Raw genomic sequence first — 24,098 nt, forward strand, 5'->3', positions numbered from 1 at the left:
GAACCATGTCCTCCCTTTTCCGCCTTGATGCCAGCATCCGCCAGGACGGCTCATTCACCCGTGACATCGCTGATCGCCTTGTCGCCGCCGCCGCCCGACCGGACCTTTCCATCACCATCCGCGACCTTGGCAATGCGCCCCTGCCCTCGACAGCCTGGGCCGGCGCCGTCTTTGGCCCCTATACGCCGGCGGACCAGCGCACCCCCGAGCAGGTCGAGGGCCTCACCCTGGCCGCAACGATCGCGGACGAACTGCTGGCGTCCGACGCCTATATCTTTGCCGTGCCGCTCTACAATTACGGCGTCTCCCAGCACTTCAAGGCCTGGATCGACCTCCTCCTCACCGATGCCCGTTTTGCTCCTGGAACCGAGAGCCCCATTGCCGGCCGGCCCGCTCGTCTCATCGTCGCCAAGGGCGGCGGCTATGGCCCCCAGGCTCCACGCCATGGCTGGGACCACGCCACCGGCTGGTACATGCGCATGCTGGTTGACGTCTTGAAGCTCGAGGTTGAGCTGATCGAGTGCGAACTCACGCTTGCCGATGTGACGCCTGCCATGGAAAGCCTCCGGCCACAGGCCGCGCAGAACCTGGCCGCCGCGCAGGCCCGCGCCGAAGAGCACGGTCGTTCGCTGTCCGCGCGTCTTACCATCGCGGCCGCAGCCTGAGCGTAACGGGGTGACGTCTTGGGTCGGGGGCGGTAACATGGTGACGACACCAAAGGACCTGCGCCGAACATGCCGACAACAGACACCAATCTTGGCTGGGCCCTAACGTCTTTGCTGCGTGATTATTTGCGGCAGGTTGACGATCGCCTCGAGGAACTGCCGGGCGGGTCACGCAGCTACATGATGATGTCAGCCATTGCCTCGGACAGTTGCCATAGCCAGGTCGCTCTTGCCGAGCGGCTTGGCCTTGACCGGACGACGGTGACATACCTGCTCGACGGCCTGGAGGGTCAGGATCTGGTTAGGCGCACGCCCGACCCGGCCGATCGTCGCGTTCGACATGTCAATCTGACTGTTCAGGGCAACGCCACGCTGAAACGCCTGGCGCGGTCCGTGGATGAAGTCGAGGCGCGCGTCCTGGCACGGTTGTCAGAGGCCGAGCTGAGCCAGTTCCGGGGTCTCCTCGGCAAGGCTGCCGGTCTGCCTCCTCAGGCCGACGTCACGACCATGTGCCAGGCCGCCATGGAGGCCAAGGACTATCTGGAGGCGCGCTAGCGCGTCCGGCAAGGCGTCCCATATGCCAATTTCCCCTACATCCGCCAGCCTGCGGGCCACCGGAATCGGCCTTGTTGCTGTTCTGCTTTGGGCGTCGGTCGTCGGCCTGATCAAGTCTGTATCGACAAGCTTCGGGGCCACTGGCGGTGCCGCCCTACTGTATACTCTGGCCACGGTCTGCCTCATGCTGAGCGTAGGACTTGGCGATGTCAGGCGCTTTCCCCGACGTTATCTGCTCATCGGTGGCTTGCTCTTCGTCAGCTACGAGCTGTGCCTGTCGCTCTCCATCGGCTATTCCACCACCAGCCGGCAGGCTATCGAAGTGGGCATGGTCAATTACCTCTGGCCCACCTTTACCCTTGTCGGCACCATCCTTTTCCACCGCCGGAAAACCAGCCCGCTCATTGTCCCTGGGGTTCTCCTGTCGATGACGGGCATTGTCTGGGTCCTTGGCGGCGATCAGGGATTTGATCTGTTCGGCATGACCGAAAATGTTCTTCGCAATCCCCTCAGCTACGGCCTCGCCTTTGTCGGCGCCATCATCTGGGCCGCCTACTGCGTGGTCACTCCAAAACTCTCGGGTGGACTGAACGGCGTCACCCTGTTCTTCGGCCTGACCGCGTGCGCCCTCTGGATCAAGCTTGCCTTTTCCCGCGACATCGCCTGGACATCCGAGCCGGCGGCCCTGTTCACCCTCCTTCTGGCGGCAGCGGCGATGGGCTTTGCCTATGCCGCGTGGAATGTCGGCATATTGCGCGGCAACCCCACGGCGCTGGCCACGGCATCCTATTTCACGCCGGTGCTCTCGGCCGCTTTTGCAGCGCTGGTCTTGCCGTCCACCCTCCCACTATCATTCTGGCAGGGTACGGCCATGGTCTGCCTCGGCTCAATCGTCTGCTGGTTCGCCACCCGCCAGCGTCCGTCTCACAGGCTTTCGATATAGGTCTTGAGGATATCGAGATCGATGCGCACCCATTCGCATTCCGATGCGAAGGCCGCATCGCTTTCACCCGGCCTTTGGATAATCGTGCAGCACAGTTCGCTGGCTTCGCCATTTGGGAAGAGTCTGGCCACGTAATGCCGGGGCGGTTTGTCCGTCCAGATCAGTTCCACATCCAGCACGCCGAATGGATTGGCCGGCGTGAACGCGATGATGACTTCTTCACCGTCGTAGAGCGTGCGCCATGTGTGGTCGGTCACTGGCGATAAGGGCGTCGGGAACAGGCCCTGTGTCCATCTGTTGATTGTCTGGGGGTTGGACAGAAAGGCGTAAAGTTCTGCCCAGGGCCAGTTAATGGCCAGGCTGATGGTCCGGCTGGGAAACATGAAACGATCGGAAAATGGCTTCGTCACCATCCTTGGTGACGTGTGCCGCTGACGCTGGACCGGATTCATCCGGCAACGAATCCTTAGCACCCGGCCAGCTTAGCGCAAGCGTATGAATTTTCGAAAAAATTTGCTGGTTAATGGACCTTTTTGGGCCCTGTGGATCATCCCCGGTTTCCACAATTGCCTAGAAGGCGATCTATTCGTTTCCAGAAACATTAACGGAGCAGCGGCACAATTTTCCGAAAATGTCGTCTAGCTGGGCCATGCCATGAAACGCGTTACCGATGCCGTCAGGGAATCCCTCGCCATCAAGGTATTCTTGGTATGCTTTGCGGCCGTGCACATCCCGCTCATCGCACTGCTCCTCTATCTTGGGCTGGACCGTCCGTCTGATCCGGTGCCCATTCTGATTGTCGCCCTCGCGGCCACGCTCGCCGGATGTGCACTTTCGCTCGTCGCCATCGTGCGCTTCGTCAGTCCCATTGATCGTTTGGTCAAGGCAGTCGATCGCTATCAGCAAGAAGGCGTGGAGCCGATTGTCGAGGTCGGCGGTCATGATGGTGTTCGCCGCCTTGCCGAGAAGCTGCTCAGTCTGGTTCGCATGCAGGAGCAGCACATGCGCACCTTGCGTATCCAGGCCAACAGCGACGCGCTCACCGGTCTGGGCAATCGGCGCTGGCTCTACAATGCCGCATCGGTGGAATTGAACCGCGCCCAGCGCCTGGATCAGGGCGTGTGGATCATCATGTTCGATCTCGACCACTTCAAGTCGGTCAATGACACCTATGGCCATGGTGCCGGCGACGACGTGCTGATGACCGTGGCAGAAATCACCCTGCGCCAGCTGCGCCCCTACGATCTGTTCGCCCGCCTTGGCGGCGAGGAATTCTGCATTGTCGCTTCGGACAAATCGCCCGAGCTTGGCCCGATCCTGGCCGAGCGCGTCCGCGCTGCCATCGAAAACTCCAGCCCGGTTGTCGCAGGTAAGGCCGCGCGCATTACCGCCAGCATTGGCGTCCATAAGGGCGATCCGACTTCCGAAAGTTTTTCCGACATGGTGCGCCAGGCCGACGTGGCTCTCTATGAGGCCAAAGCCAAGGGCCGCAACCGGGTCGTTGTCGGATCAGGACCCACGACGCCCAGATCACTGGTCGGCTCTTAGAGCGCTGCACGTCTCAGGTGCACCAAGCGTTTCTCGATTCAGCCCAGCGCCGTCATTGCCCGGCTCGTCCGGGCAATTCAACTCGCGGGGCATGGACCAACGGGACAAGCCCCGGTGGACGGAGCAGAGGGTTCGAGCCGCCTCAGGGCAAACGTGACACGCTTTCAGGCTGACACCAGGCTACAAAAGCACACGGCCCGCATTTTCATGCGAGCCGTGTGTCAGTTCGATTGCGGTAAACGCTCAGCCCTGGCGGGCCTTGAAGCGCTTGTCCACCTTGTTGATGATGTAAACGCGGCCGCGACGGCGGACGAGCTTGTTCGCGCGGTGGCGAGTCATCAACGCCTTCAGCGAGTTGCGGATCTTCATCTTCGTATCCTCGGTCAAACAAAAGGGGCGCCTAGGCGCCCGAAAACTGGCCTCTTCATAAGGAAAGAGACCCCGCCTGTCAACGCGCAATCACACCGGTTTTCCCCATCGCGATGGACGTTAACGCGCGGGTGATGGCCAGACCCTATTGTAGCTTTCTACACATCGAAACGTCTCAAATGTCGCACGAAATCAATCCCGGGCTCGGGGCCCTCGTCATCGATCCGCAGGCCAATATGGCGGGTATTGTCGCCGACATGCTGCGCACATGCGGCAGGCGCGACATCCATGAAGTCTACGACGGAGCACAGGCCCTGCGCGAGCTGGGGCGGCGTGCTTTCGACGTCGTCATCATCGACGATGCCATCACCAACGCCATCGAGCTCGTTCGTCGCCTTCGTGCCGACGCGCGCTCACCCAACCGGCTGACACCCATCATCATGATGTCGGCCGCTCCGGATGCCGCCCGGATAACAGCAGCGCGCGATGCGGGCGTCACCGAATTCCTGCGCAAGCCGTTTGCCGCCAATCACCTCAAGTCCCGGCTCGACGCCATCTCCAGCAATCCCCGACCCTTTGTGGATGCGACCGGATATGCCGGCCCCGACCGTCGCCGCCGCGTCAAGGACGTCGACGCCGACAGGCGCGCTACTGCTCCGGATGAGACTTGAAAATGAAAATCCCCCGGCCATCGACCGGGGGATTACTCTCTTCGGGGAGACTCGCGATCAGGCAGCGGTTGCCGCTGCGGCCGCTTCGCGACGCAGACGCCGGCGCAGTTCCCGGCGGCGCATTTCTTCCTTGGGATCGGGCACCGGCACCGAAGCGATGAGCTTCTTGGTGTAGTCGTGCTGGGGTGCCATCACCACCTGCTCGCTTTCGCCGATCTCCACCACCTCGCCAAAATACAGCACCATGATGCGCTGCGCGATATGGCGCACCACGGCGATGTCGTGGGCGATGAACAGCAGCGAAATGCCGAACTCCTTCTGCAGGTCCATCAGGAGGTTGATCACCTGGGCCTGTACGGACACGTCGAGTGCCGATACGGCCTCGTCGCACACGATCAGCTTTGGCCGCGTGATCAGGGCGCGCGCAATGCCGATACGCTGGCACTGGCCGCCCGAAAACTCGTGCGGATACTTGTTGATCATGTTGCCGGTGAGCCCGACTTTTTCCATCATCTCGACCACGCGCGCCATGCGCTCGGTCTTGCTGACATCAGGATAGTGGATGCGCAGCGGCTCGGCGATGATCTGTCCGGCGGTCATCCGGGGGTTGAGCGAGGCCAGCGGGTCCTGGAAGACCATCTGGATATCCTTGCGCAGGCCCACGAGCTCCTTGGGGCTCATCTTGAGGATGTCCTTGCCCATCCAGAGCGATTCACCCGAGGTGGCCTGGATCAGCTTGATCACGGCGCGCGACAGGGTCGACTTGCCGCAACCGCTTTCGCCCACGATGCCCAGGGTCTCGCCCTGATAGAGGTCGAACGATACGTCCTTGACCGCATGGAGCACATTGGTGCCGCCGAACATGCCGCCCGCCGGGATCTTGAAGTCCACTGAGACATTGCGGACCTGGAGAATGGGTTGCCTGTCGGTCATGCCTCACCCCTCTGGCTCATGAATTCGTAGGAGACGGTGGAAAGACGCTCGACCTTCTTGTCCAGCCGCGGCACGGCGGCGAGCAGGCCCTTGGTATAGGGATGCTCGGGATTGGCGAAGAGGTCGTCGGTCTTGCGATATTCCATCACCCGGCCGTCGAACATGACCAGCGTATTCTCGCAGGTCCCCGCCACGATACCGAGATCGTGGGTGATGAGGATGATCGAGGTGCCGAAATCCTCCTGCAGGTCCACCAGGAGGTCGATGATCCCGGCCTGCACGGTGACGTCCAGTGCCGTTGTCGGCTCATCGGCGATCAGCAGCTCCGGCCCGCACAGCAGCGACATGGCGATCATCACGCGCTGGCGCATGCCGCCCGAGAATTCGTGCGGATACATGTGCACGCGGTTCTTGGCGTCCGGGATCCGCACCGCATCGAGGAAGCGGATGCTTTCGGCCAGCGCTGCACTCCGGCTCATGCCCTTGTGCAGTTCCAGCACTTCCGTCATCTGGCGCGAAATGCGCAGATACGGGTTCAGCGAGGTCATCGGATCCTGGAAGATGATGCCGATGCGCGCCGCGCGGTAGGACCGCAACTGCCGCAGCGGCAGATTGAGGATTTCCTTGCCGTCGAAGATGACCGAGCCCGATGACTTGCCGTTTTTCGGCAGGAGGCCGAGGAGAGCGAACGCGCCCTGGGTCTTGCCCGAGCCGCTCTCGCCCACGATGGCAAGGGTCTTCCCCTTTTCCAGGGTATAGCTGAGGTCCTTGACGGCGTTGACCACGCCGTCATTGGTCTGGAAATCGACCTTGAGGTTTTTGACTTCTAGCAATGCCATGATCAGCGATCCTTGGGGTCGAGGGCGTCACGCAGGCCATCGCCGATATAGGTCAGCGCCAGCAGCAGCGTGATCAGCACGGCGGCCGGAGCCAGCAGCATCCAGGGCAGCACTTCCGCCACCGGTGCACCGGCCGAAATCAGCGTACCGAGCGAGGTCTGCGGTTCCTGCACGCCGAGGCCGAGGTAGGAGAGGAAGCTCTCGGCGATGATGATCTCGGGGATCGTCAGCGTCGCGTAGATCACCACCGGGCCGGTCAGGTTCGGCACGATATGCTTGAAGATGATGGTCCAGGAGCTGGCGCCGCTCGCACGGGCCGCCTCGACAAACTCCTTCTCCTTGATGGAGAGGGTCTGCCCACGCACGATACGCGCCATGGTCAGCCATTCGATGGCGCCGATGCCCACGAACAGCAGCACTGGATTGCGGCCGAACATCACCATCAGGATGATGACGAAGAGGATGTAGGGCAGCGCATACATCACGTCGACGATGCGCATCATCACTGCGTCGACACGGCCGCCGAAATAGCCGGCCACCGCGCCATAGATCACGCCGATCGTGACCGACACCACGGTCGCCACCAGCGCCACCGTCAGGCTCATCTGCGTGCCTTGCAGCACGCGCGCCAGCATGTCACGGCCGTTCTGGTCAGTGCCGAAATAGTGGCCCGCTTCGAAATTCGGCGGCTTGCGGATGTTGGACCAATCCACCTCCGAAAAACCCCACGGCACGAAATAGGGGCCGATGAAGGCGACGAGCACGATGAGCACGATCACGCCGATCGAGGCCACGGCTGCCTTGTTGCGCACGAGGCGCCGCATGGCGTCCTGGGTCAGCGAGCGGCCTTTGACGGGGTCGAGCTTTTCGAGCTTGTTGGCGTAGGTCGTGAGAACCTGATCCTTGCCAGTAATGCCGGGCATCAGCGGTACCTCACCTTGGGATCGAGCCAGGCATAGATGAGGTCAACGATCAGATTGAGAGCGAGAATGATGAACATGTAGAGGATGGTCGTGCCGAGCACGATGCCATAGTCGCGGTTGAGGGCGGCCTGCACGAAATACTTGCCGATGCCCGGGAGCCCGAAGATCTGCTCGACCGCGAGCGATCCGGTCAGCAGGTACGAAAGGCCAGGTCCGAGATAGGAAACGACCGGCAACAGCGCGGCCTTGATGGCGTGTCGCGCGAGCACGATCCGCTCTCCGAGCCCCTTGGACCGGGCGGTGCGGACATAGTTGCTGCCCAGCACCTCGATCATCGAGCCGCGCATGAGGCGGCTGATGCGCGCTGCATGCGGCCAGGCCAGCACGGTGACGGGAAGCACGAGGTGCCAGAGCGAGCCGTTGACCCATCCACCTGCCGGCAGCCAGCGCAGGTAAACGCCGAACCAGAGTTGCAGCAGCGCTGCCATCAGGAAGTTGGGCACCACGACGCCCAGCATAACGGCCAGCACCAGCACGTAGTCAGGCCACTTGTTCTGGTTCACGGCGGCAATCATGCCGGCCAGGATGCCGATGGCGGTGGCGATGACGAAGGCAAACATCGCCATGGTGAGGGTGAACGGGAAGCCGATCCGGATGAGGTCGGACACGTTGAAGCCGTCGATCACCATCGAGGGGCCGAGATCGCCCTGCAACAGTCGTCCGACGTAAATGAAGTACTGCATGACCAGGGGCTGGTCGAGATTGTAATGGGCGCGCAGGTTGGCCAGCACGGTGGGCGGCAGGGCGCGTTCGCCATCAAAGGGACCACCCGGCGCCAGGCGCAGGATGAAAAAACAGATCGTCACGGCGATCAATGCAATCGGAATGGCCGAAAGCACGCGCCGAAAGGCATAAGCCAGCATGTTTCAAGAACTCCTTGGCCGGATCGCCAGGTGCGGATCTGCCGCAGGGCGCCTTGGCCGAAAAAGAACCGTGGGGGCCGGGGCCCCCACGATCGTCTTCGATCTTCCTGTTATTCCGACTTCGAGAGCCAGCGGGTGCGGAAGATATTCTTCGCGTTTTCCTCGAAGCCCGAAATCTTGGGCGATACGACGTCCTTGGACACGTACCAGTAGATCGGGATCGCGGCGAATTCGTCCATCGCGATCTTCTCGGCCTGGGCCAGCAGCTGGGCACGGGCGTCGAGATCGAGCTCGGTCGAGGCCTGGGTCAGCAGGCTGTCGAATTCCTCGTTGGAATAACGGCCGTAGTTGTTGCCCCAGTTCATCGTACCGGCCTGGTTGGTACCGGTCTTGAGCAGGTCGAGGGTGTTGGACGGATCCGAGTAGTCGAGCAGCCAGCCGGCGCGGCCGACCTGGAAGTCACCGGCGCGCAGTGCGTCGTAGTGCACGGCGGTTTCGGCATTGAACAGCTCGACCTTCACACCGAGCGGCTCCCACATGGCGGCGATCGCCACGGCGATGCGCTGGTGGTTGTCGTTGGTGTTGTAGCGCAGCTGCAGGGTCAGCGGCTTGTCCGGGCCGTAACCGGCTTCGGTCATCAGTTCCTTGGCATGCTCGACACGCTCTTCATAGGGCGTTGCAGCCCATTCCGGCATGTAGGCATCGGCCTCGGCGACATAGTTGTTGGTGCCCGGCGGGACCCAGCCATAGGCCGGCAGTTCGCCGGTGCCCAGGATATCGGGGCCGATCACGTCGCGAACGATCGTGGTCGAGAGGGCTTCACGGATGCGGACGTCGGCCAGCGGCTGGCCTTCTTCCTGGTTCATCACGTAGTAGTAGACGCCCAGGAACGGAACCACATGGGCTTCGCCCGGCAGGTTGTCCTGCAGCCACTGGTACTGGTCGGCGGGGAAGTCGGTCAGGATGTCGAATTCACCGGCGCGGTAGCGGTTGAGCGCAGCGGCCTGATCTTCGAGAACGTGGTAGTAGACTTCATCGATCTGCACGTTGGCAGCATCGTAGTAGTCCGGGTTCTTTTCCGAACGGACATACGAGCCCGGCAGCCATTCCTTGATCAGGTAGGGGCCGTTGCCGATGATGTTCTCGACCTTGGTCCACTCGTCGCCCACTTCGTCCACCAGGTGCTTCGGCACCGGATAGGCGGTGTAGTGGGTCAGCGCGTCGAGGAAGAACGGGGTCGGCGCTTCGAGGGTGATTTCGAGCGTCTTGTCGTCGATGGCCTTGACGCCGAGCTCGTTGAGATCGGTGATCTCGCCCGAGTTGATGGCTTCCGAGTTCTTGATCGGGAACTGGAGATAGGCGTAGTCGGCGGCGGTGGCCGGGTTGAACAGGCGCTGGAACGCGAAGACGAAGTCTTCTGCGGTCACGGGTTCGCCATCCGACCACTGGATGCCGTCGCGCAGCTTGAAGGTATAGACGGTGCCGTCTTCCGAGATTTCCCAGCTCTCGGCCTGGCCCGGAATGGCCTCGGCCTTGGCGTTCTCGGTCAGCAGACCCTCGATGTAGTCACCGATGACGCGGTTTTCCCAGTCGCCCGAAGCCTTGTGCGGATCGAGGGTACCCGGATCGCCACCATTGTGCAGCTGCAGCGTGACCGCGGAGGCCGCTGTGCTCATCATCAGCGCCATGGCGCCGGCGGCCGCAACCGCCTTGAAGGCTGTGGTGAACTTCATTCTCGTCCCATCTCCTTGTGGAATTCTCGTGTTTCTCTGACAGGCTGCCATTGCAGGCGAGCAGCTCTTTTCATTCGCCGCCGGGTTTTACCCGCCGGTCAAGAATGCTGGACGGTATTACGCAATTCCGTCTACTGACAAGCAAAAGATTGACCTAAGCGTCATCTGATCGCCCATTGTGAACATCCTCAAATGGCCCCACCATAAGGCACTTAATTCTACGAGTTGCGGAGATTGAGGATTCAGATGCTCTCCAATTCGCTGTGTCCAGTGCAAAGACGCTAAAGCGTCCTACTGGCTGCCGCGATTACCCTAGGCGCCCCCGGCCCCGCCTTGCACAAAAAATATGACGATCGCGATGGCGAACAGCACCGCGAACGGCACCCAGCGCGGCATTGGACCGCGCTGGCGCGGCGGTTTGGGCTCCGGCTTCTTTTCCGGCCGCCGGAATTTTACGACATTGTCGCTCATGCTGCACTTTCCACCAGGGCCGCCACACCCATGCCGCCGGCGGTGCAGACCGAGATCAGCGCCCGCTTGTTCGCCTGCCCGGACAGCAGCTTTGCCGTGAGGCCCAGGATACGCGCCCCGGTCGCGGCGAATGGGTGGCCATAGGCAAGGCTCGATCCCTTGACGTTGATCTTGGCCGGATCGATGTCGCCCAGAACGGCGTCACGACCGAGCACATCCTTGCAATAGCGGGGATCCTTCCAGGCCTTGAGCGTACACAGAACCTGGGCGGCGAAAGCCTCGTGCAGTTCGAAATAGTCGATATCGGCAAAGCCGAGGCCGGCCTTCTGCAGCATCTCGCTGACGGCAATGGTCGGTGCCATCAGCAACCCCTCGCCATGGGCGAAGTCGTTGCCGGCCACCCGGCCAGTCGTGAGATAGGCAAGGATCGGCAGCCCGCGCGCCCGTGCCCACTCCTCGCTGGCGAGAAGCACGGCCGAGGCCCCGTCGGTGAGCGGCGTGGAATTACCCGCCGTAAGAGTGCCATGCCCGCTCTTCTTGTCGAAGGCCGGCTTCAGCGTCGCCATCTTTTCCATGTTGGCGTCGCTGCGCACGTTGTTGTCGCGGACGAGACCGGCGCACTGCACCAGGAGGTCGTCGTGGAACCCCTCGTCATAGGCCGCGGCCGCGTTGCGGTGGCTGGCTACGGCGAGTGCATCCTGCTCCTGACGGGTGATGTGCCATTCCCGGGCCATCAACTCGCAATGCTGCCCCATCGATAGACCAGTGCGCGGCTCGTTGACCGAGGGCGCAACCGGCGTCAGTTCACCGAACGAGAAACCCTTGGTGAAAGCCTTGACCTTGTCGCCTGTGGTCTTGGCGGCATTGGCGTTGAGCAGCCGATGCTGGAATTTTGGGCCGAACACGATCGGGCTGTCGCTGACGCTGTCGGCGCCCGCGGCAATGCCGCTGTCGATTTGACCTGATGCGATCTTGCCGGCGAGCACCAGTGCTGCCTGCAGGCTCGTGCCGCAGGCGATCTGCAGCGTTGTGCCCGGCGTGCGCGGATTGAACCCGGCATCGAGCAAAGCTTCGCGGGCGATATTGAAGTCGCGTGAATGGTTGATCACCGCGCCCGCGATCACCTCGTCCACTTTCTCGCCCTTCAACCCATACTTGTCGACGATCCCGCCCAGAGCGGCAGACAGCATCGAAAGGTTGGTTTCGTCCGAATAGGCCGTTCCGCCGCGTGCAAAGGGAATGCGGGCGGATCCGACAATGGCAACGCGCTTGAGTTCATTCATTCTTGTCTCTCCTTACGCGCGGCCATCGGCGCGGGCCTTCATCGGCCCGCCGAGGAAGGGGGCAAATCCAGTGCCCATGATAACGCCGATATCGGCCAGTTCCGGCGCGGCGACGACGCCTTCGGCAACCACCACTTCGGTCATGTCGACCATCGGCTTGACCAGTTCGCGCCCAAGCGCGGCCAGATCGGCGTGAGCGGGCGTTTCGCCCTTCACGGCCTTGCCGTTTTCCCACTTGTAGAAGCCCTCGCCCGTCTTGCGACCGAGCTTGCCCTCGGCGATCAGTCGCGCAAACCGGCTCTCTGCTGGAACCGCATGACCCAGTTCGGTCGCCACCGACTTGCCGACGTCGAGACCCACCGTATCCATGAGTTCGATCGGCCCCATGGGCATGCCGAAGGCCACGGCCGCGGCATCGAGGAGTTCCTTGCTCTCGCCCCGCTCGACCCGCTCCACCGCGCCCAGCATGTAGGGCATCAGCACGCGGTTGACGAGGAAGCCCGGCGCCGACTTCACCACCACCGGCGACTTGCCGATGGCCAGCGCAAAGCTCGCGCCCTTGCCGATCTCGGCATCGGTGTTGAAGGTCGACCGGATAACCTCGACCAGCGGCAACTGCGCCACCGGGTTGAAGAAATGCAGCCCGATCAGCCGCGCCGGGTCCCTCAGAACTTCGGCGATGCGCTCGAGTTCGATCGAGGACGTATTCGTCGCCAGGATCGCCCCCGGCTTGAGCTTGTCCTCGATGCCCTTGAAGATCGACTGCTTGACCTCGAGCTTTTCGACCACCGCCTCGATGATCACATCGGCGCGCGGCACGCCTGTCCCCTGCGGGTCGGCAGTCAGGCGCAGCATTGCCGCATCGACCTCGCGCTTCTTCTTGTAGCGCTTCTGAAACAGCTTCTTCGCGCGATCGAGCGCCGGCTTGATGCGCTCCATGTCGAGATCCTGCAGCGTCACGCTCATGCCGCGATAGGCGCACCATGCGGCGATATCGCCGCCCATCACGCCACCGCCGATCACGTGCACCCGCGAAAATTTCGCGCCCTTGAGGCCCTGTTTCTTGAGCCCCTCGCTGAGGAAGAAAACGCGTCGCAAGTTGGTGGCGGTCGGCGAACCCATCAGCGGCACGAAAGCATCGATTTCGCCCCGGATCATCGCCCGCCAGTCATTGCCGTGCTTTTCGAACAGGTCGATCAGCGCGTACGGCGCCGGGTAATGCTCCTTGCGCGCCTTCTTGCCGGCCTGCTTGCGCATCTGGTTTGCGACGGCCTCGCGCACCAGCGGCAGGGCTGCGGCCTTCTTGAGCGCGGGCGCTTCGCTGGCCTTTTTGCGCGCCAGCACCGCCTTGCGGCCTTCCCAGCGCAGCATGTCGCGATGGCGCACCAGCTTGTCCACGAGGTTGAGCCCCCGCGCCGCGCCGGCGCGCAGCATCTTGCCGGTCAGCATGATCTGCATGGCATCCACCGGCCCGGCCTGGCGGATCGAGCGGCCCGTGCCGCCGAAGCCCGGGAAGATGCCAAGATTGACTTCCGGAAACCCGATCCGTGTCTTGTCGTCGTTGACGGCGATGCGATAGTGGCAGGCCAGCGCCAGCTCGAGCCCGCCGCCCAGGCAGAACCCATGGATACCGGCCACGACGGGCACCTTGAGCGCTTCGATCCGCGCGAACAGCGTATGCGTCCGCCGCAGCGCTTCCGGCAGCACCGAGAAATCGCTCATCGCATCGAACTCGCTGACATCGGCGCCGGCGATGAACCCGCTATCCTTGCCCGAAAGCAGCACCACACCGGCCAGCTCGTCGGAATTGGCCAGGTCCTCGAACCGCGAAACCAGCGTCTCGAGCTCCATGATGGCTTCCCGGCTCAGCGTGTTCACCGACGCCCCGGGTGTGTTGATGGTCAGCCAGCCGATCTTTTCGAGATCGGTATGGAAGCTCCAGTGTTTCGTTTCGGTAGCCTGTGCGGCGATCATGCTGTTTCCTCGAACCCGGCTTCTCGGCCGATTGTAGTTTCCGGGTGCCACAACACCCACCGCTCCGCCCTCGGGCCTGACCCAGGGCCTCTTTATTCCGCTGCCTGTCGCTCGGGCACTTTCCTGAACGCATCGGGCTCGAAATCGTCGACATTGACCGCCTTGTTCGTGGCGTCGTCGGCAGCGCGCATGATCCCGGCCTCGTTACCGTTCAGCACGCCCGCTGCAACCGCATCGTCGATGGCATCCCGGTCGAGCCGCCTCTCGATGACGCCCTTGCGCGAAGCCTTGACGAACTTGGCTTCGATTTCTTCCGCTTCCGTCACCTTGATGAACGCATCTTCCAGAACACCGGTAATGTCCTGCGGATCGTTGGACACATAGATGCCTGTGGTCAACCGGTCGCGGAACGCACCCGGCCGCAGCACGGCGCGCACGAACCGATAGTTGACGCGGTCCGAAGCCCGCTTTGCGTGGCGCCCCAGCGGGAAGCAGAGGAACCGCATGGCGTTGGCGAAGACGGGATTGGGGAAGTTCGCGAACACCTCGTCGAACTTGGCCTCGAGCGAGGCGATCCGGTCGCGCATGATGGCCTCGACCAGCTCGCGATCCTCCGCGATCGAACCCTCTTCCTCATAACGCTTGAGCGTGGCCGACATCAGGTAGAGATCGCCCAGGATGTCGGCAAGGCGTCCCGAAAGCTTCTGCTTGCGCTTGAGCGCACCGCCCAGCACCACCGTGGTCCAGTCCGCCACGAGGGCGAAATCCTGGCTGTAGCGATGCAACCGGCGATACCACCGCGCCATGGCGCCCTGGTTCGGCGACGAGGCGAACGCCCCGTTACTGACGCCATGGAGGAAACTCGCCACGATATTGCGCAGCATGAACTTGGTATGCCCGCCAAAGGCGCTGTCGAAGGCGTCGAGCCCGGCCTTGCGATCCTTGTTCTGCGCCGCCTGGACTTCCCTGAGCAGATAGGGGTGCGCACGCAGCACACCCTGCGCGAAGGTCATCAGCGTCCGCGTGAGGATGTTGGCGCCTTCGACCGTGATCGCCACCGGCATCGACTGGTAGGCGCCGAACAGGTAATTGGCCGGCCCGTCCTGGATGGCGCGGCCGCCCTGGATATCGAAGGCATCGTCCATGCTGTCGCGCATGGCTTCCGTCGTCGTGTATTTGAGCAGGCCCGCGATCACTGCGGGGCGTTGCCCCTCGTCGACCATCGATGCGGTCAGCCGGCGGGTCGCCTCGAACATGTAGGCACGCTTGATCATCTCGCCCAGCGGCTCGGCCACGCCTTCCATGATGCCCACGGGGATGCCGAACTGGCGGCGTACGCGCGCATAGGCCGAGGTCACGCGCAGCGTCTGCTTGATCGAGGTCGTTCCGATCGCCGGCAGCGAGATCGCGCGACCGGTCGCCAGGCACTCCATCAGCATGCGCCAGCCCTGGCCGGCATAGGCGGGCCCGCCGATCAGGAAATCCATCGGCACGAACATGTCGGTGCCGCGCACCGGACCGTTCATGAACGCCTGCTGCGCCGGATAATGCCGGCGGCCGATATCGAGACCCGGATGGTCGCGCGGGATCAGCGCCAGCGTGATGCCGATGTCCTGGCCTCGGCCGAGCAGGTTGTCGGGATCCTTGAGAATGAAGGCAAGGCCCACCAGCGTGGCGATCGGCGCCAGCGTGATATAGCGCTTGTCGAAGCTCAGGCGCACGCCCAGCACTTCCTCGCCCTGATACATGCCCTTGGTGACGATGCCGATGTCTCGCATGCCGCCGGCGTCGGAGCCCGAATGCACGCCGGTCAGCGCGAAACACGGCACGTCCTGGCCATTGGCCAGCCGGTGAAGATACTTCTGCTTCTGCTCTGGCGTGCCGTATTTCTCGAGCAGTTCGCCCGGTCCCAGGGAGTTGGGCACCATCACGGTGATGCCCGCCGCCACCGACCGGCTGGCGATCTTGGAAACGATCATCGACTGGGCCTGCGCCGAAAAGCCGAGCCCGCCATGCTCCTTGGCGATGAGCATGCCGAGGAAGCCCTTTTCCTTGAGGAACTGCCAGAGTTCGGGGCTGAGATCGGCCCGGTTGTGGCGGATATCCCAGTCGTCGATCATCCGCGCAGCTTGTTCCGCGGGTCCATCGAGGAAGGCCTGCTCTTCGGGCGTCAGGGTCAGCGGTCGGATCTTGGTCAGCTTGCCCCAGTCCGGGCGCCCGGAAAACAGTTCCGCGTCCCAGCCCACCGTGCCGGCGTCCAGAGCCTCCTGTTCGGTGCGACTGACCTTGGGAAGAATGGATTTGACTGCGCCATAGACTGGCGTGGTCAGCACCGCCATGCGGATCGGCTTGACCGAAAGCAGCAGCAGGGCGACGCCCAGGATCACCAGCACCCAGGCAAACCAGCCGAGCGAGTAGACTGCCCCCGTCTGCGTGAAATCCAGCCCTGACAACAGGCCGATGGCTGCGAGCGCCGCACCCCACTGCCACATCGGGCTTTCCCGCATGGCCAGGGTGGCAAACGCAACAAGACTGATTACGACCAGCAACAGGATCATCGCCCTCATCCTCCTCGGACAGGACACCAGCCGCAACCAGGGGCCCGTGCCCGTCATTCTTCAAATGCCGGATCGTTTCCGTCTGGAATCGGCCCGGCCTCTCCTGCCCGGAGGCACCATAGCGTGCGGCCCCGGAATGTGCAGTGACCAGTTTACCGCAGTTTACGTATACGTCAACACGCGACCCAATAGGTCCACCTGTCATTGAACCTCCCGGACGCGTTGCGGTTCCACCACGCCGCTGCGCTAGCAAATTGACGCTAACGTAAAGCCATGTGATATTTTCCTCACGATGCGGAGCGACAGGGACTATCCGCCCGGTTCGACAAGACCCGCCAGCATCGCAAGGGAAACCACCTGCCCGCCCAGGGCACTTGGAGGAGAATGCACATGGACACGCCTGCTACTGACGGACTTCGCCCATGGATCGCCAGCTATCCCGAAGGGATCAAGTGGGACGACGCCATAGACACAACGCCAGTGCATGAGCAGGTGCTCGCCGCCTGTGCCAGGGATCCGGGCGCCGTTGCGCTCGACTTTCTGGGCGGCACGACGACATTTGGCGAACTGGCCGAGAAGATCGTTGCCTTTGCCGGCGCACTGCAGTCCCAGTTCGGCGTCACCAAGGGCACGCGCGTCGCCTTGATGCTGCCCAATACCCCGTTCTACCCGATTGCCTATTTCGGCGTGCTGCGCGCCGGTGGCACCGTCGTCAATTGCAATCCGCTCTACACCGTTTCCGAACTGGGCCACATCACCGCCAATGCAGGCGCCGACGTCATGGTCACCCTCGATCTTCAGCAGATTTTCGAAAAAGGAGAGGCCCTGCTCAAGGCCGGCCACGTCAAGAAGCTGATCGTGGCGCACTTCCCCAACGCCCTGCCGCTGGTCAAGAAGATCCTCTTCTCGGTGGCCAAGCGCAAGGATCTCGCCAAGCTGGGCCAATCCGCTCACGCCGCCGCCATCACCGGGTTCGAGGCGATGCTGTCGCGCAAGGACACGCCCTCCCCTGTCACCATCGACCCCACGGCGGACATTGCCGTCCAGCAATATACCGGCGGCACCACCGGCATCCCCAAGGGCGCCCTGCTCACCCACGCCAATATTTCGGCCAATATGAGCCAGATCGACAAATGGGGTGATGGGCTCTTTCTGCCGCGCTCCACTGTCGTCGCCGTCCTGCCATTCTTTCATATCTTTGCCATGACCGTCTGCATGAACGTGCCGCTCAGCAACGGAACGCGCGTCGTCATGCTGCCGCGCTTCGAGCTCAAGGCACTGCTGAACCTCCTGACCCGTACCAAGGCCAACGTGCTGCCTGCCGTGCCGACGCTGCTCAACGCCATCGCGCGCGCCGATTCCGCGACGGCCGAACACCTCGCGAGCCTCGAAGTGGCCATTTCGGGCGGCGCTGCCCTGCCTGACGAAGTTCGCGGCGCCTTCGCCGGGAAATCCAAAGCGCTCCTTGCCGAAGGCTATGGTCTGACTGAAGCCTCGCCGGTCGTCTGCTGCGCTGCCTTGCGCAAGCCCTCCAAGGCAATGTCCATCGGCCTGCCGTTGCCGGGCACCGATATTCGCTTCGTCGATGTCGACACCGGGCAGGTCGTGGGCATCGGTGAAAATGGCGAGCTCCAGGTCAAGGGGCCGCAGGTCATGCCCGGCTACTATGAAAATCCCGAGGCGAGCCGCGACGCCTTCATGGATGGCTGGCTACGCACCGGCGACGTCGGCCACATGGACGAGGACGGCTATGTCTTCCTCGTGGACCGTATCAAGGACCTCATCATCTGCTCGGGCTTCAACGTCTATCCGCGCACCATCGAGGAAGCGATGATGACCCACGATGCCGTCGAGGAGGTCAATGTCATCGGCGTGCCCGACGAATATCGCGGCGAGGCGCCGGTGGCCTACGTCAAGCTCAAGGCCGGCAAGAGCGCCACCGAAGCCGAACTCAAGTCGTTCCTCACCGACAAGCTTAACAAGATCGAAATGCCCAGGCAGGTGATCTTCAAGGACGCCCTGCCCAAGACCTTGATCGGCAAGCTTTCCAAGAAGGAACTGCGCGAGGAATACGCGCAAACCCATACGAGGCCGAATTGAGCCGCCAAGACGCCGACACGCGCGACCTTTTCTCCATCGCCGATCTCGCCAGCGAGTTCGGCATTTCCACGCGCGCCATCCGCTTCTACGAATCCAAGGGCCTGCTCGCTCCCGAGCGCGTGGGCGCCACCCGGATCTTCCGCAAGCGCGACCGCGCCCGCCTGATCCTGATCCTGCGCGGAAAACGCCTGGGCTTCACCCTGCGCGACATCTCAGACTACCTCAGCCTTTACGATGCCGACCGGTCCCAGCAGGTCAGCCTGCTCGCCGGAAAGGTCGACGAGCGCATTGCCCTGCTTGAACGCCAGCGCGACGACCTCGAGACCACCATCAGCGAACTGCGCGAAATCAAGCACCTCGCCGAGGAAAGGCTGAAAAAGACGGGTTGAATTTTTGTACGTAATTTTGTACATTTTTCACAAGGAGAACCCGCATGCGCGCAAAGTCCATCTCTGATTTTCGCAAAAATATCGCAGCCGACGTCGAACATGTTACCAATAGCGGCGAGCCACTGATCGTAACCAGGACCGGCGGTAAAAAGCCGGTACTGGTGATCCCTCTTGAGCAAGCCGGGGAGTGGGACGAAACGGCTTATCTCCTGAGCAGTCCAGCGAATGCAGTGCGACTAAGAGATGCGATCAGGGAAGCAAATGCCGGAGGAGGCAAAGCCCGCGAGCTGCTTGAAGAATGATTGTCGCCTTTATGACCAAGGGGTGGGAAGACTACCTATATTGGCAAGCGACCGACAAGCAGATGCTCAGGAAAGTGAATGCACTTATCAGGGAATGTCAGCGTACGCCTCGTGAAGGCAGCGGCAAGCCGGAAGCATTGAAACATGAGTTCTCTGGCTGGTGGTCTCGCCGCATTTCTGAAGAACACCGGCTGGTTTATCGGGTGGCAGACGATCGCCTGGAAATCGCGCAGTGTCGGCATCACTATTAGCGCTCCCGGCGCCCCTTGTGGTTCTTCGTCAGCGACGGCGGCTTTTTCGGCTTTACCCAGTCTTTCGGCGGTTGCCTGAGCGGCGCATTCGATCCCAACCCGATCTGCCCCGGCGGCGCCTGTCCCACCGACACCTCCACCGGCTTCCCCTCGTCATCGAGGATCACCGTTGCCTCCGCATCCTCGCCCTTCCACCGCGCGATTTCGTCCCGCAACGCCGCGGCCTTCTCGAAGTCGAAATTGGCTGCCGCCTCTTCCATCTGCTTTTCCAGCGCAACCAGCCGCGCATGATTGCTTCGCGATGACATCGCTTTCTCCATTTTCGCCGATACGCCCGCCCCGTTCAGGGGAAGCCAGGGTGGGGTTGCCTACCCCACAAACGCGTCCATATCCTCGATCCGGGCGGCCTCGCCTGCCGGCTTGTCCCATCGTATCCGGTTGATGCGCGGGAACCGCAGTGCCACCCCGGACTTGTGCCGCCCGCTCTTTTGCGCCGAGTCGAACGCCACCTCGAACACGAGTTCCTTCTTGACCTCGCGAACCGGCCCGAACGCCTGGATCGTATTAGCGCGGATCCAGCGGTCGAGCTGCTTGAGCTCCTCATCGGTGAACCCGAAATAGGCCTTGCCGATCGGCACGATCTCATTGCCCTTCCAGACGCCGAATGTGTAGTCCGAATAGAACGAACTGCGCTTGCCGTGTCCGCGCTGCGCATACATCAGCACTGCGTCCACCACGTTGGGGTCGCGCTTCCATTTGAACCAGAACCCCTTGGGACGTCCCGGCACGTAGGGCGAGGTCCTAAGTTTGATCATCACGCCCTCATGACCATGCTCGTCGGCGCCCATCCGCCGCAGCCGTGCCAGATCGTCCCAGTCCTTGAAGGGCAGGATGTCCGAGAGATCCATGCGCGTCTGCGGGTTCTTGGCAAACCACGCCTCGAGCCGCGCCCGCCGAGCCTCCCAGGTCAGCGCCCTGATATCCTCGTCGCCATCGAACAGTATGTCATAGACCCGCACGAAGCCGGGCAGTTCGGCCATCTGCTTGCCTTGGGCGACCTTGCGGTTGAGGCGCTGCTGCAGGTCATTGAAACTGCGCGCATCGAAGTCGTGCCCGACCAGCAATTCGCCATCGAGCACCGCCCGTCCCATCGCCGCTTCCACCACGTCGGGAAAGCTGCCCACAATATCGTCACCGGTGCGCGAAAACAGTGACGCACCGTCCTTGCCCAGCACCAACTGCACGCGAATGCCGTCCCATTTCCACTCCGCCGAAAACTCTTTGGGATCGAGCTTCTCGAAATCCGCCTCGTCGATCGGCGTCGAAAGCATGAGCGGGTGAAACCGCGCCGTGTGGTCGATATCAGGCCGCGCCGCCTTGCCCTCGAGCCACGCGAAAAGCTCCGCATAGGGCGGCTTGATCCCGTGCCACACTTCCTCGATGGCCTGCAGCTCGACGCCGCTCATTTCGGCCAGCGCCGTCTTGGCGAGGCGCGCCGAGACCCCGATACGCAGCGCCCCGGTCGCCAGCTTGATCAGCGCCCAACGTTCATGGATCGCCGCCTGCGTCAGCATATCGCCGATCACCCGCGGCAGTTCGGCCTTGCTGGTCGTGTTCAAAATCGACACCACCTCGCTCAGGCGCGGCAATTCCCCCTCGCCGTGATGCGGCCAGATCAGGGCGATCGTTTCGCCCAGGTCCCCCACATAGTCGTAGCTCAGTGCGAAGAGGGTTTCGTCCACTTGCGCCAGCACCGTCTCCTTGAGCAGGGCTGGCTTGACGTTGCGGATATCGAGTTCGCCCGTCAGCACCGCCAGCGCCAGCCCCCTGTCCGGGTCGGGCACTTCGGCGAAATACTGCGCCAGCGCTGCAATCTTTCGCGTCCGCGACGGCGTCAGGGCCAAAAGTTCGAGAAGGTCCGCAAACCGCTTCATTCGCCCCCCTCCCCGCCATCGTCGTCGAGCCCAGGCAGCGCCAGCGGCTCCGCCTCGAGCCCCTGCTGCCGGCACCAATACACCAGCGCATCCTCCCGCCCATGCGTGACCCAGACGGTCCCTGCCCTGCTTTCGAGGATCGACTGGTTGAGTTCGCGCCAGTCGCAATGGTCGGAAATCACCAGCGGCAATTCCACCAGCGCCTGTCGGGCCCGCTGCTTGATGCTCATCCAGCCCGATGCCTGGCACACTACAGGGTCGGGAAACCGCCGGCTCCACCGGTCCCTGATCGCCGAGGGCGGAGCGATGACGATCTGGCCGGCCATCGCCGCCTTCGGCATGCCGGTCGCGGAGATCAGTTCACCCAATGGCACGCCCAGCTCCTCGTAGAGCGCGCAGAGCCGGATCATCGCGCCATGGAGGTAGATCGGCTTGTCCCACCCCGCGTCGCGCAACAGCGCAATCACCCTTTGCGCCTTGCCAAGGGCATAACACCCGATGAGGTGGCACCGCTCGGGCTGGTCCGACACCGATTTCAGCAGTCGCGCGATCTCGTCCTTGGGATCGGGGTGCTGGAACACCGGTAGCCCGAACGTCGCTTCGGTCACCAGGAGGTCGCACTCCACCGCCTCGAACGGCTCCGCCGTCCGGTCCGGCAGGCGCTTGTAGTCGCCCGTCACCAGCGCCCGCTGCCCCGCCGCCTCGATCAGCACCTGTGCCGAACCCAGGATATGCCCGGCCGGATGGAGGCTCACCACGGCATTGTCCATCACCAGCCGTTCACCCATCGGCAGAGCCTGGAACGAGCCAGCGCAATCTTCGCCGTAGCGCACCTTCATGATAGCGACGGTTTCCGGCGTCGCCAGCACCGCCCCATGCCCGCTGCGGGCGTGGTCGGCATGGCCGTGGGTGATGATGGCGCGCGGCTTGGGCGTATTCGGGTCGATCCACGCATCGATCGCGGGGACATAGAGATCGCGGTTGAGGATCGGCTTGTTCATGTGGCCACAACGACTCTCGCCAGACTCCGGTTCACGCCTTGCGAATGCCATGTGGGTGCGTCAAAACCTGGCAAGAGAGGAACCAACATGCGCAAGACCACCCACCCTGCCGGCACCGTCCATCGCCTCACCCTCGACAGCAAGACTCTTGCCGGCAACATGCTGGGCGATCCGACAACGCGCCTCGTCGATGTCTACGTACCCCACGGCCACGATGGCCGCGACCTGCCGCTCCTTGTCGATCTCGTCGGCTACACCGCTGGCGGACCCGCGCATACGGCCTGGAAAAGCTTCGTCGAAAACGTCCCCGAGCGCCTCGATCGCCTGATCGGCGAGGGCAGGATGGCGCCTGTGGCCGTCGCCTTCCCCGATTGCTTCTCGCGCCTCGGCGGCAACCAGTATGTCAATTCACCCGTCCTCGGAAACTACGAGGACTTCCTCATCGATGAAGTGCTCCCGGCCGTCGAAAGCAGGTTCGGCTGCGGCGGCGCGGGCAAGCGCGGCGTCTTCGGCAAATCCTCGGGCGGCTTCGGTGCTCTCGTCCACGCCATGCGCCGTCCCGACGTCTGGTCGGCCGCCGCCAGCCATTCGGGCGATGCGGGCTTTGAAAACCTCTACCTCGCCGGTTTCCCCGACGTTCTACGGGCACTGGCAAAGCACGACAACTCCATCGAGAAGTGGATGAAAGCCTTCGAGGCCAAGCCCAAGCTCGATGGCAAGGACACCCATATCCTGATGTTCCTCTGCCAGGCCGCCAGCTTCGATCCGGCGCCGGACGACTATCTCGGCCTGCGCCTGCCGGTCACATCCGATACCTGCGAGGTGATCGAGGACCGCTGGAACAACTGGCTGGCCTGGGATCCGGCTGTCATGGTCAGGACGCACGCCCACAACATCGGCAAGCTCAAGGGTTTCTTCCTCGATTGCGGTACCGAGGACCAATACGCCATCCTCTACGGCACCCGCCGGGTCCACAAGGACCTCGACCGCCAGGGCATCGCCCACCGCTACGAGGAGTTCCCCGACAATCACTCCGGAATCGATTACCGCATGGATGCCAGCCTGCCCTGGATGGCGGGAGTCCTCGCAAGCTAGCCGAGAAACGTCCAGGCCAGCGTCACAAGCCCGGCGACGAGCCCGGCCCAAGCGACTGCAAGCAGCCCGTCTCGCGCCGTGATGCTCAACGCATAGATCGCGATGACCGTCGCCGCCCAGGTGGAGGTGAACGGGATGAATTCGAGCAGCGGCATGATGCAGCCCACGAGGATGCAGACCACGGCACCGGTGCGCCGCATCAGCGCCCCGGTCAGAAAGCTGGCCCTGGGTTTGACGACGCCGTCGGCCACCCGGCTCACGGGCCCAAGAAATTTCAGCAGCTTTTTGGCATGCTTGGCCGAAATGCACCGCTCGGTGAGCCATTTGGGCAGCCACACCTGCTCCCGGCCCAACGCAACCTGCGCAGCGACCAGAACGGTGTTGAGCCCGACCATGGTCGGCAGGCCCGGAATGATGCTCAGCGGCGAAACGACGATCAGCGCCGGCAATAGCAGCATGGGTCCTGCTGCACGTTGCCCTGCAATTTCGCGGATCAGGCCGATGGACACCTTTTCACCGGCATCGGCGCGCTCCTCGACCTTCCGAACAAGCTTGCCGAGGGTTCCCTCTTGTGTGTCGGTCATGATCGCGGGCGTCCTTTCCTCAGGCAAACGCCGCTGCGATCATCCGCGTTCCGC

25 protein-coding genes are annotated in these 24,098 nt (G+C 62.8%); 10 read left to right on the plus strand and 15 right to left on the minus strand.

Annotated elements, in window-relative coordinates; genetic code table 11:
- The first annotated feature begins 5 nt into the window (after positions 1 to 5).
- From CCK88_RS11890 to yddG, 3 genes are all read left to right on the plus strand, one after another.
- On the plus strand, positions 6 to 665 hold the full coding sequence (locus tag CCK88_RS11890) for an FMN-dependent NADH-azoreductase (RefSeq protein ID WP_086470628.1): 660 nt from the start codon (positions 6 to 8) through the stop codon (positions 663 to 665).
- A 69-nt stretch (positions 666 to 734) separates the two neighbouring features.
- Positions 735 to 1,220, plus strand: coding sequence for a MarR family winged helix-turn-helix transcriptional regulator (locus CCK88_RS11895; protein ID WP_086470629.1), 486 nt, complete (start codon positions 735 to 737; stop codon positions 1,218 to 1,220).
- A 22-nt stretch (positions 1,221 to 1,242) separates the two neighbouring features.
- Positions 1,243 to 2,163 (plus strand): aromatic amino acid DMT transporter YddG, encoded by a 921-nt coding sequence (gene yddG, locus CCK88_RS11900; RefSeq protein WP_086470630.1) that lies wholly within the window; start codon positions 1,243 to 1,245, stop codon positions 2,161 to 2,163.
- Here yddG and CCK88_RS11905 read toward each other — a convergent pair.
- Entirely contained in the window at positions 2,145 to 2,546 is a 402-nt protein-coding gene (locus CCK88_RS11905; RefSeq protein ID WP_140048972.1) for a hypothetical protein, read from the minus strand. The genes yddG and CCK88_RS11905 overlap by 19 nt on opposite strands.
- A 271-nt stretch (positions 2,547 to 2,817) precedes the next feature.
- On the opposite strand from CCK88_RS11905, the gene CCK88_RS11910 reads away from it, so the two are divergent.
- Positions 2,818 to 3,711, plus strand: coding sequence for a GGDEF domain-containing protein (locus CCK88_RS11910; RefSeq protein ID WP_086470632.1), 894 nt, complete (start codon positions 2,818 to 2,820; stop codon positions 3,709 to 3,711).
- Between the two features lie 243 nt (positions 3,712 to 3,954).
- Here the strand turns inward: CCK88_RS11910 and ykgO are convergent, their stop codons facing one another.
- Positions 3,955 to 4,080, minus strand: a complete 126-nt coding sequence (gene ykgO / locus CCK88_RS11915) for a type B 50S ribosomal protein L36 (protein ID WP_046105532.1) — start codon at positions 4,078 to 4,080, stop codon at positions 3,955 to 3,957.
- Positions 4,081 to 4,259: 179 nt separating this feature from the next.
- On the opposite strand from ykgO, the gene CCK88_RS11920 reads away from it, so the two are divergent.
- Positions 4,260 to 4,751, plus strand: coding sequence for a response regulator (locus CCK88_RS11920; RefSeq protein WP_170926444.1), 492 nt, complete (start codon positions 4,260 to 4,262; stop codon positions 4,749 to 4,751).
- Positions 4,752 to 4,808: 57 nt separating this feature from the next.
- On the opposite strand, the gene CCK88_RS11925 is transcribed toward CCK88_RS11920, so the two are convergent.
- The 9 genes from CCK88_RS11925 to CCK88_RS11960 form a co-directional block, all read right to left on the minus strand.
- Positions 4,809 to 5,684, minus strand: a complete 876-nt coding sequence (locus CCK88_RS11925; RefSeq protein ID WP_086470634.1) for an ABC transporter ATP-binding protein — start codon at positions 5,682 to 5,684, stop codon at positions 4,809 to 4,811.
- Positions 5,681 to 6,523: an ATP-binding cassette domain-containing protein gene (locus CCK88_RS11930; protein ID WP_086470635.1), complete on the minus strand. Its 843-nt coding sequence runs from the start codon at positions 6,521 to 6,523 to the stop codon at positions 5,681 to 5,683. Before CCK88_RS11930 ends, CCK88_RS11925 begins: the two co-directional genes overlap by 4 nt.
- A gap of 2 nt (positions 6,524 to 6,525) precedes the next feature.
- Entirely contained in the window at positions 6,526 to 7,446 is a 921-nt protein-coding gene (locus CCK88_RS11935) for an ABC transporter permease (protein ID WP_086470636.1), read from the minus strand.
- A complete protein-coding gene (locus CCK88_RS11940) occupies positions 7,446 to 8,369 on the minus strand; it encodes an ABC transporter permease (protein WP_086470637.1) in 924 nt (307 codons plus the stop codon). Before CCK88_RS11940 ends, CCK88_RS11935 begins: the two co-directional genes overlap by 1 nt.
- A gap of 110 nt (positions 8,370 to 8,479) precedes the next feature.
- Entirely contained in the window at positions 8,480 to 10,102 is a 1,623-nt protein-coding gene (locus CCK88_RS11945; RefSeq protein ID WP_244557480.1) for a peptide ABC transporter substrate-binding protein, read from the minus strand.
- A 312-nt stretch (positions 10,103 to 10,414) separates the two neighbouring features.
- Positions 10,415 to 10,573 (minus strand): hypothetical protein, encoded by a 159-nt coding sequence (locus CCK88_RS18455; protein ID WP_170926445.1) that lies wholly within the window; start codon positions 10,571 to 10,573, stop codon positions 10,415 to 10,417.
- Positions 10,570 to 11,856 (minus strand): acetyl-CoA C-acetyltransferase, encoded by a 1,287-nt coding sequence (locus tag CCK88_RS11950; RefSeq protein ID WP_086470638.1) that lies wholly within the window; start codon positions 11,854 to 11,856, stop codon positions 10,570 to 10,572. Before CCK88_RS11950 ends, CCK88_RS18455 begins: the two co-directional genes overlap by 4 nt.
- A gap of 12 nt (positions 11,857 to 11,868) precedes the next feature.
- Complete coding sequence (locus CCK88_RS11955) at positions 11,869 to 13,830, minus strand: 3-hydroxyacyl-CoA dehydrogenase NAD-binding domain-containing protein (protein ID WP_086470639.1); 1,962 nt, start codon at positions 13,828 to 13,830, stop codon at positions 11,869 to 11,871.
- A 92-nt stretch (positions 13,831 to 13,922) separates the two neighbouring features.
- Positions 13,923 to 16,388 (minus strand): acyl-CoA dehydrogenase, encoded by a 2,466-nt coding sequence (locus CCK88_RS11960; protein ID WP_086470640.1) that lies wholly within the window; start codon positions 16,386 to 16,388, stop codon positions 13,923 to 13,925.
- 390 nt (positions 16,389 to 16,778) lie between these two features.
- Between CCK88_RS11960 and CCK88_RS11965 the strand changes: the two genes are divergently transcribed.
- Genes CCK88_RS11965 through CCK88_RS11980 form a run of 4 tightly spaced genes read left to right on the plus strand, consistent with a single transcriptional unit; the run spans position 16,779 to position 19,430 of the window.
- The gene (locus CCK88_RS11965) at positions 16,779 to 18,488 is read left to right on the plus strand and encodes a long-chain-fatty-acid--CoA ligase (protein WP_170926446.1); all 1,710 of its coding nucleotides are present in this window, start codon (positions 16,779 to 16,781) and stop codon (positions 18,486 to 18,488) included.
- Entirely contained in the window at positions 18,485 to 18,877 is a 393-nt protein-coding gene (locus tag CCK88_RS11970) for a MerR family transcriptional regulator (protein WP_170926447.1), read from the plus strand. The genes CCK88_RS11965 and CCK88_RS11970 overlap by 4 nt, the downstream gene beginning before the upstream one ends.
- Before the next feature lie 44 nt (positions 18,878 to 18,921).
- Positions 18,922 to 19,179, plus strand: a complete 258-nt coding sequence (locus CCK88_RS11975) for a type II toxin-antitoxin system Phd/YefM family antitoxin (protein ID WP_086470642.1) — start codon at positions 18,922 to 18,924, stop codon at positions 19,177 to 19,179.
- Positions 19,176 to 19,430: a Txe/YoeB family addiction module toxin gene (locus CCK88_RS11980; protein ID WP_086470643.1), complete on the plus strand. Its 255-nt coding sequence runs from the start codon at positions 19,176 to 19,178 to the stop codon at positions 19,428 to 19,430. The genes CCK88_RS11975 and CCK88_RS11980 overlap by 4 nt, the downstream gene beginning before the upstream one ends.
- On the opposite strand, the gene CCK88_RS18890 is transcribed toward CCK88_RS11980, so the two are convergent.
- From CCK88_RS18890 to CCK88_RS11995, 3 genes are read right to left on the minus strand one after another with little or no spacing between them, the layout of a single operon-like run.
- The gene (locus tag CCK88_RS18890) at positions 19,427 to 19,738 is read right to left on the minus strand and encodes a UvrB/UvrC motif-containing protein (RefSeq protein ID WP_086470935.1); all 312 of its coding nucleotides are present in this window, start codon (positions 19,736 to 19,738) and stop codon (positions 19,427 to 19,429) included. The two genes, CCK88_RS11980 and CCK88_RS18890, sit on opposite strands and share 4 nt — an antisense overlap.
- A gap of 60 nt (positions 19,739 to 19,798) precedes the next feature.
- A complete protein-coding gene (locus CCK88_RS11990) occupies positions 19,799 to 21,364 on the minus strand; it encodes a cisplatin damage response ATP-dependent DNA ligase (RefSeq protein WP_086470644.1) in 1,566 nt (521 codons plus the stop codon).
- A complete protein-coding gene (locus CCK88_RS11995; RefSeq protein ID WP_086470645.1) occupies positions 21,361 to 22,365 on the minus strand; it encodes a ligase-associated DNA damage response exonuclease in 1,005 nt (334 codons plus the stop codon). Before CCK88_RS11995 ends, CCK88_RS11990 begins: the two co-directional genes overlap by 4 nt.
- Positions 22,366 to 22,452: 87 nt before the next feature.
- On the opposite strand from CCK88_RS11995, the gene CCK88_RS12000 reads away from it, so the two are divergent.
- Positions 22,453 to 23,460, plus strand: a complete 1,008-nt coding sequence (locus tag CCK88_RS12000; RefSeq protein WP_086470646.1) for an alpha/beta hydrolase — start codon at positions 22,453 to 22,455, stop codon at positions 23,458 to 23,460.
- Here CCK88_RS12000 and CCK88_RS12005 read toward each other — a convergent pair.
- Entirely contained in the window at positions 23,457 to 24,044 is a 588-nt protein-coding gene (locus CCK88_RS12005; RefSeq protein ID WP_086470647.1) for an exopolysaccharide biosynthesis protein, read from the minus strand. The genes CCK88_RS12000 and CCK88_RS12005 overlap by 4 nt on opposite strands.
- Positions 24,045 to 24,098 lie beyond the last annotated feature (54 nt).

It is taken from the genome of Devosia lucknowensis (assembly GCF_900177655.1).
GTDB lineage: Bacteria > Pseudomonadota > Alphaproteobacteria > Rhizobiales > Devosiaceae > Devosia > Devosia lucknowensis.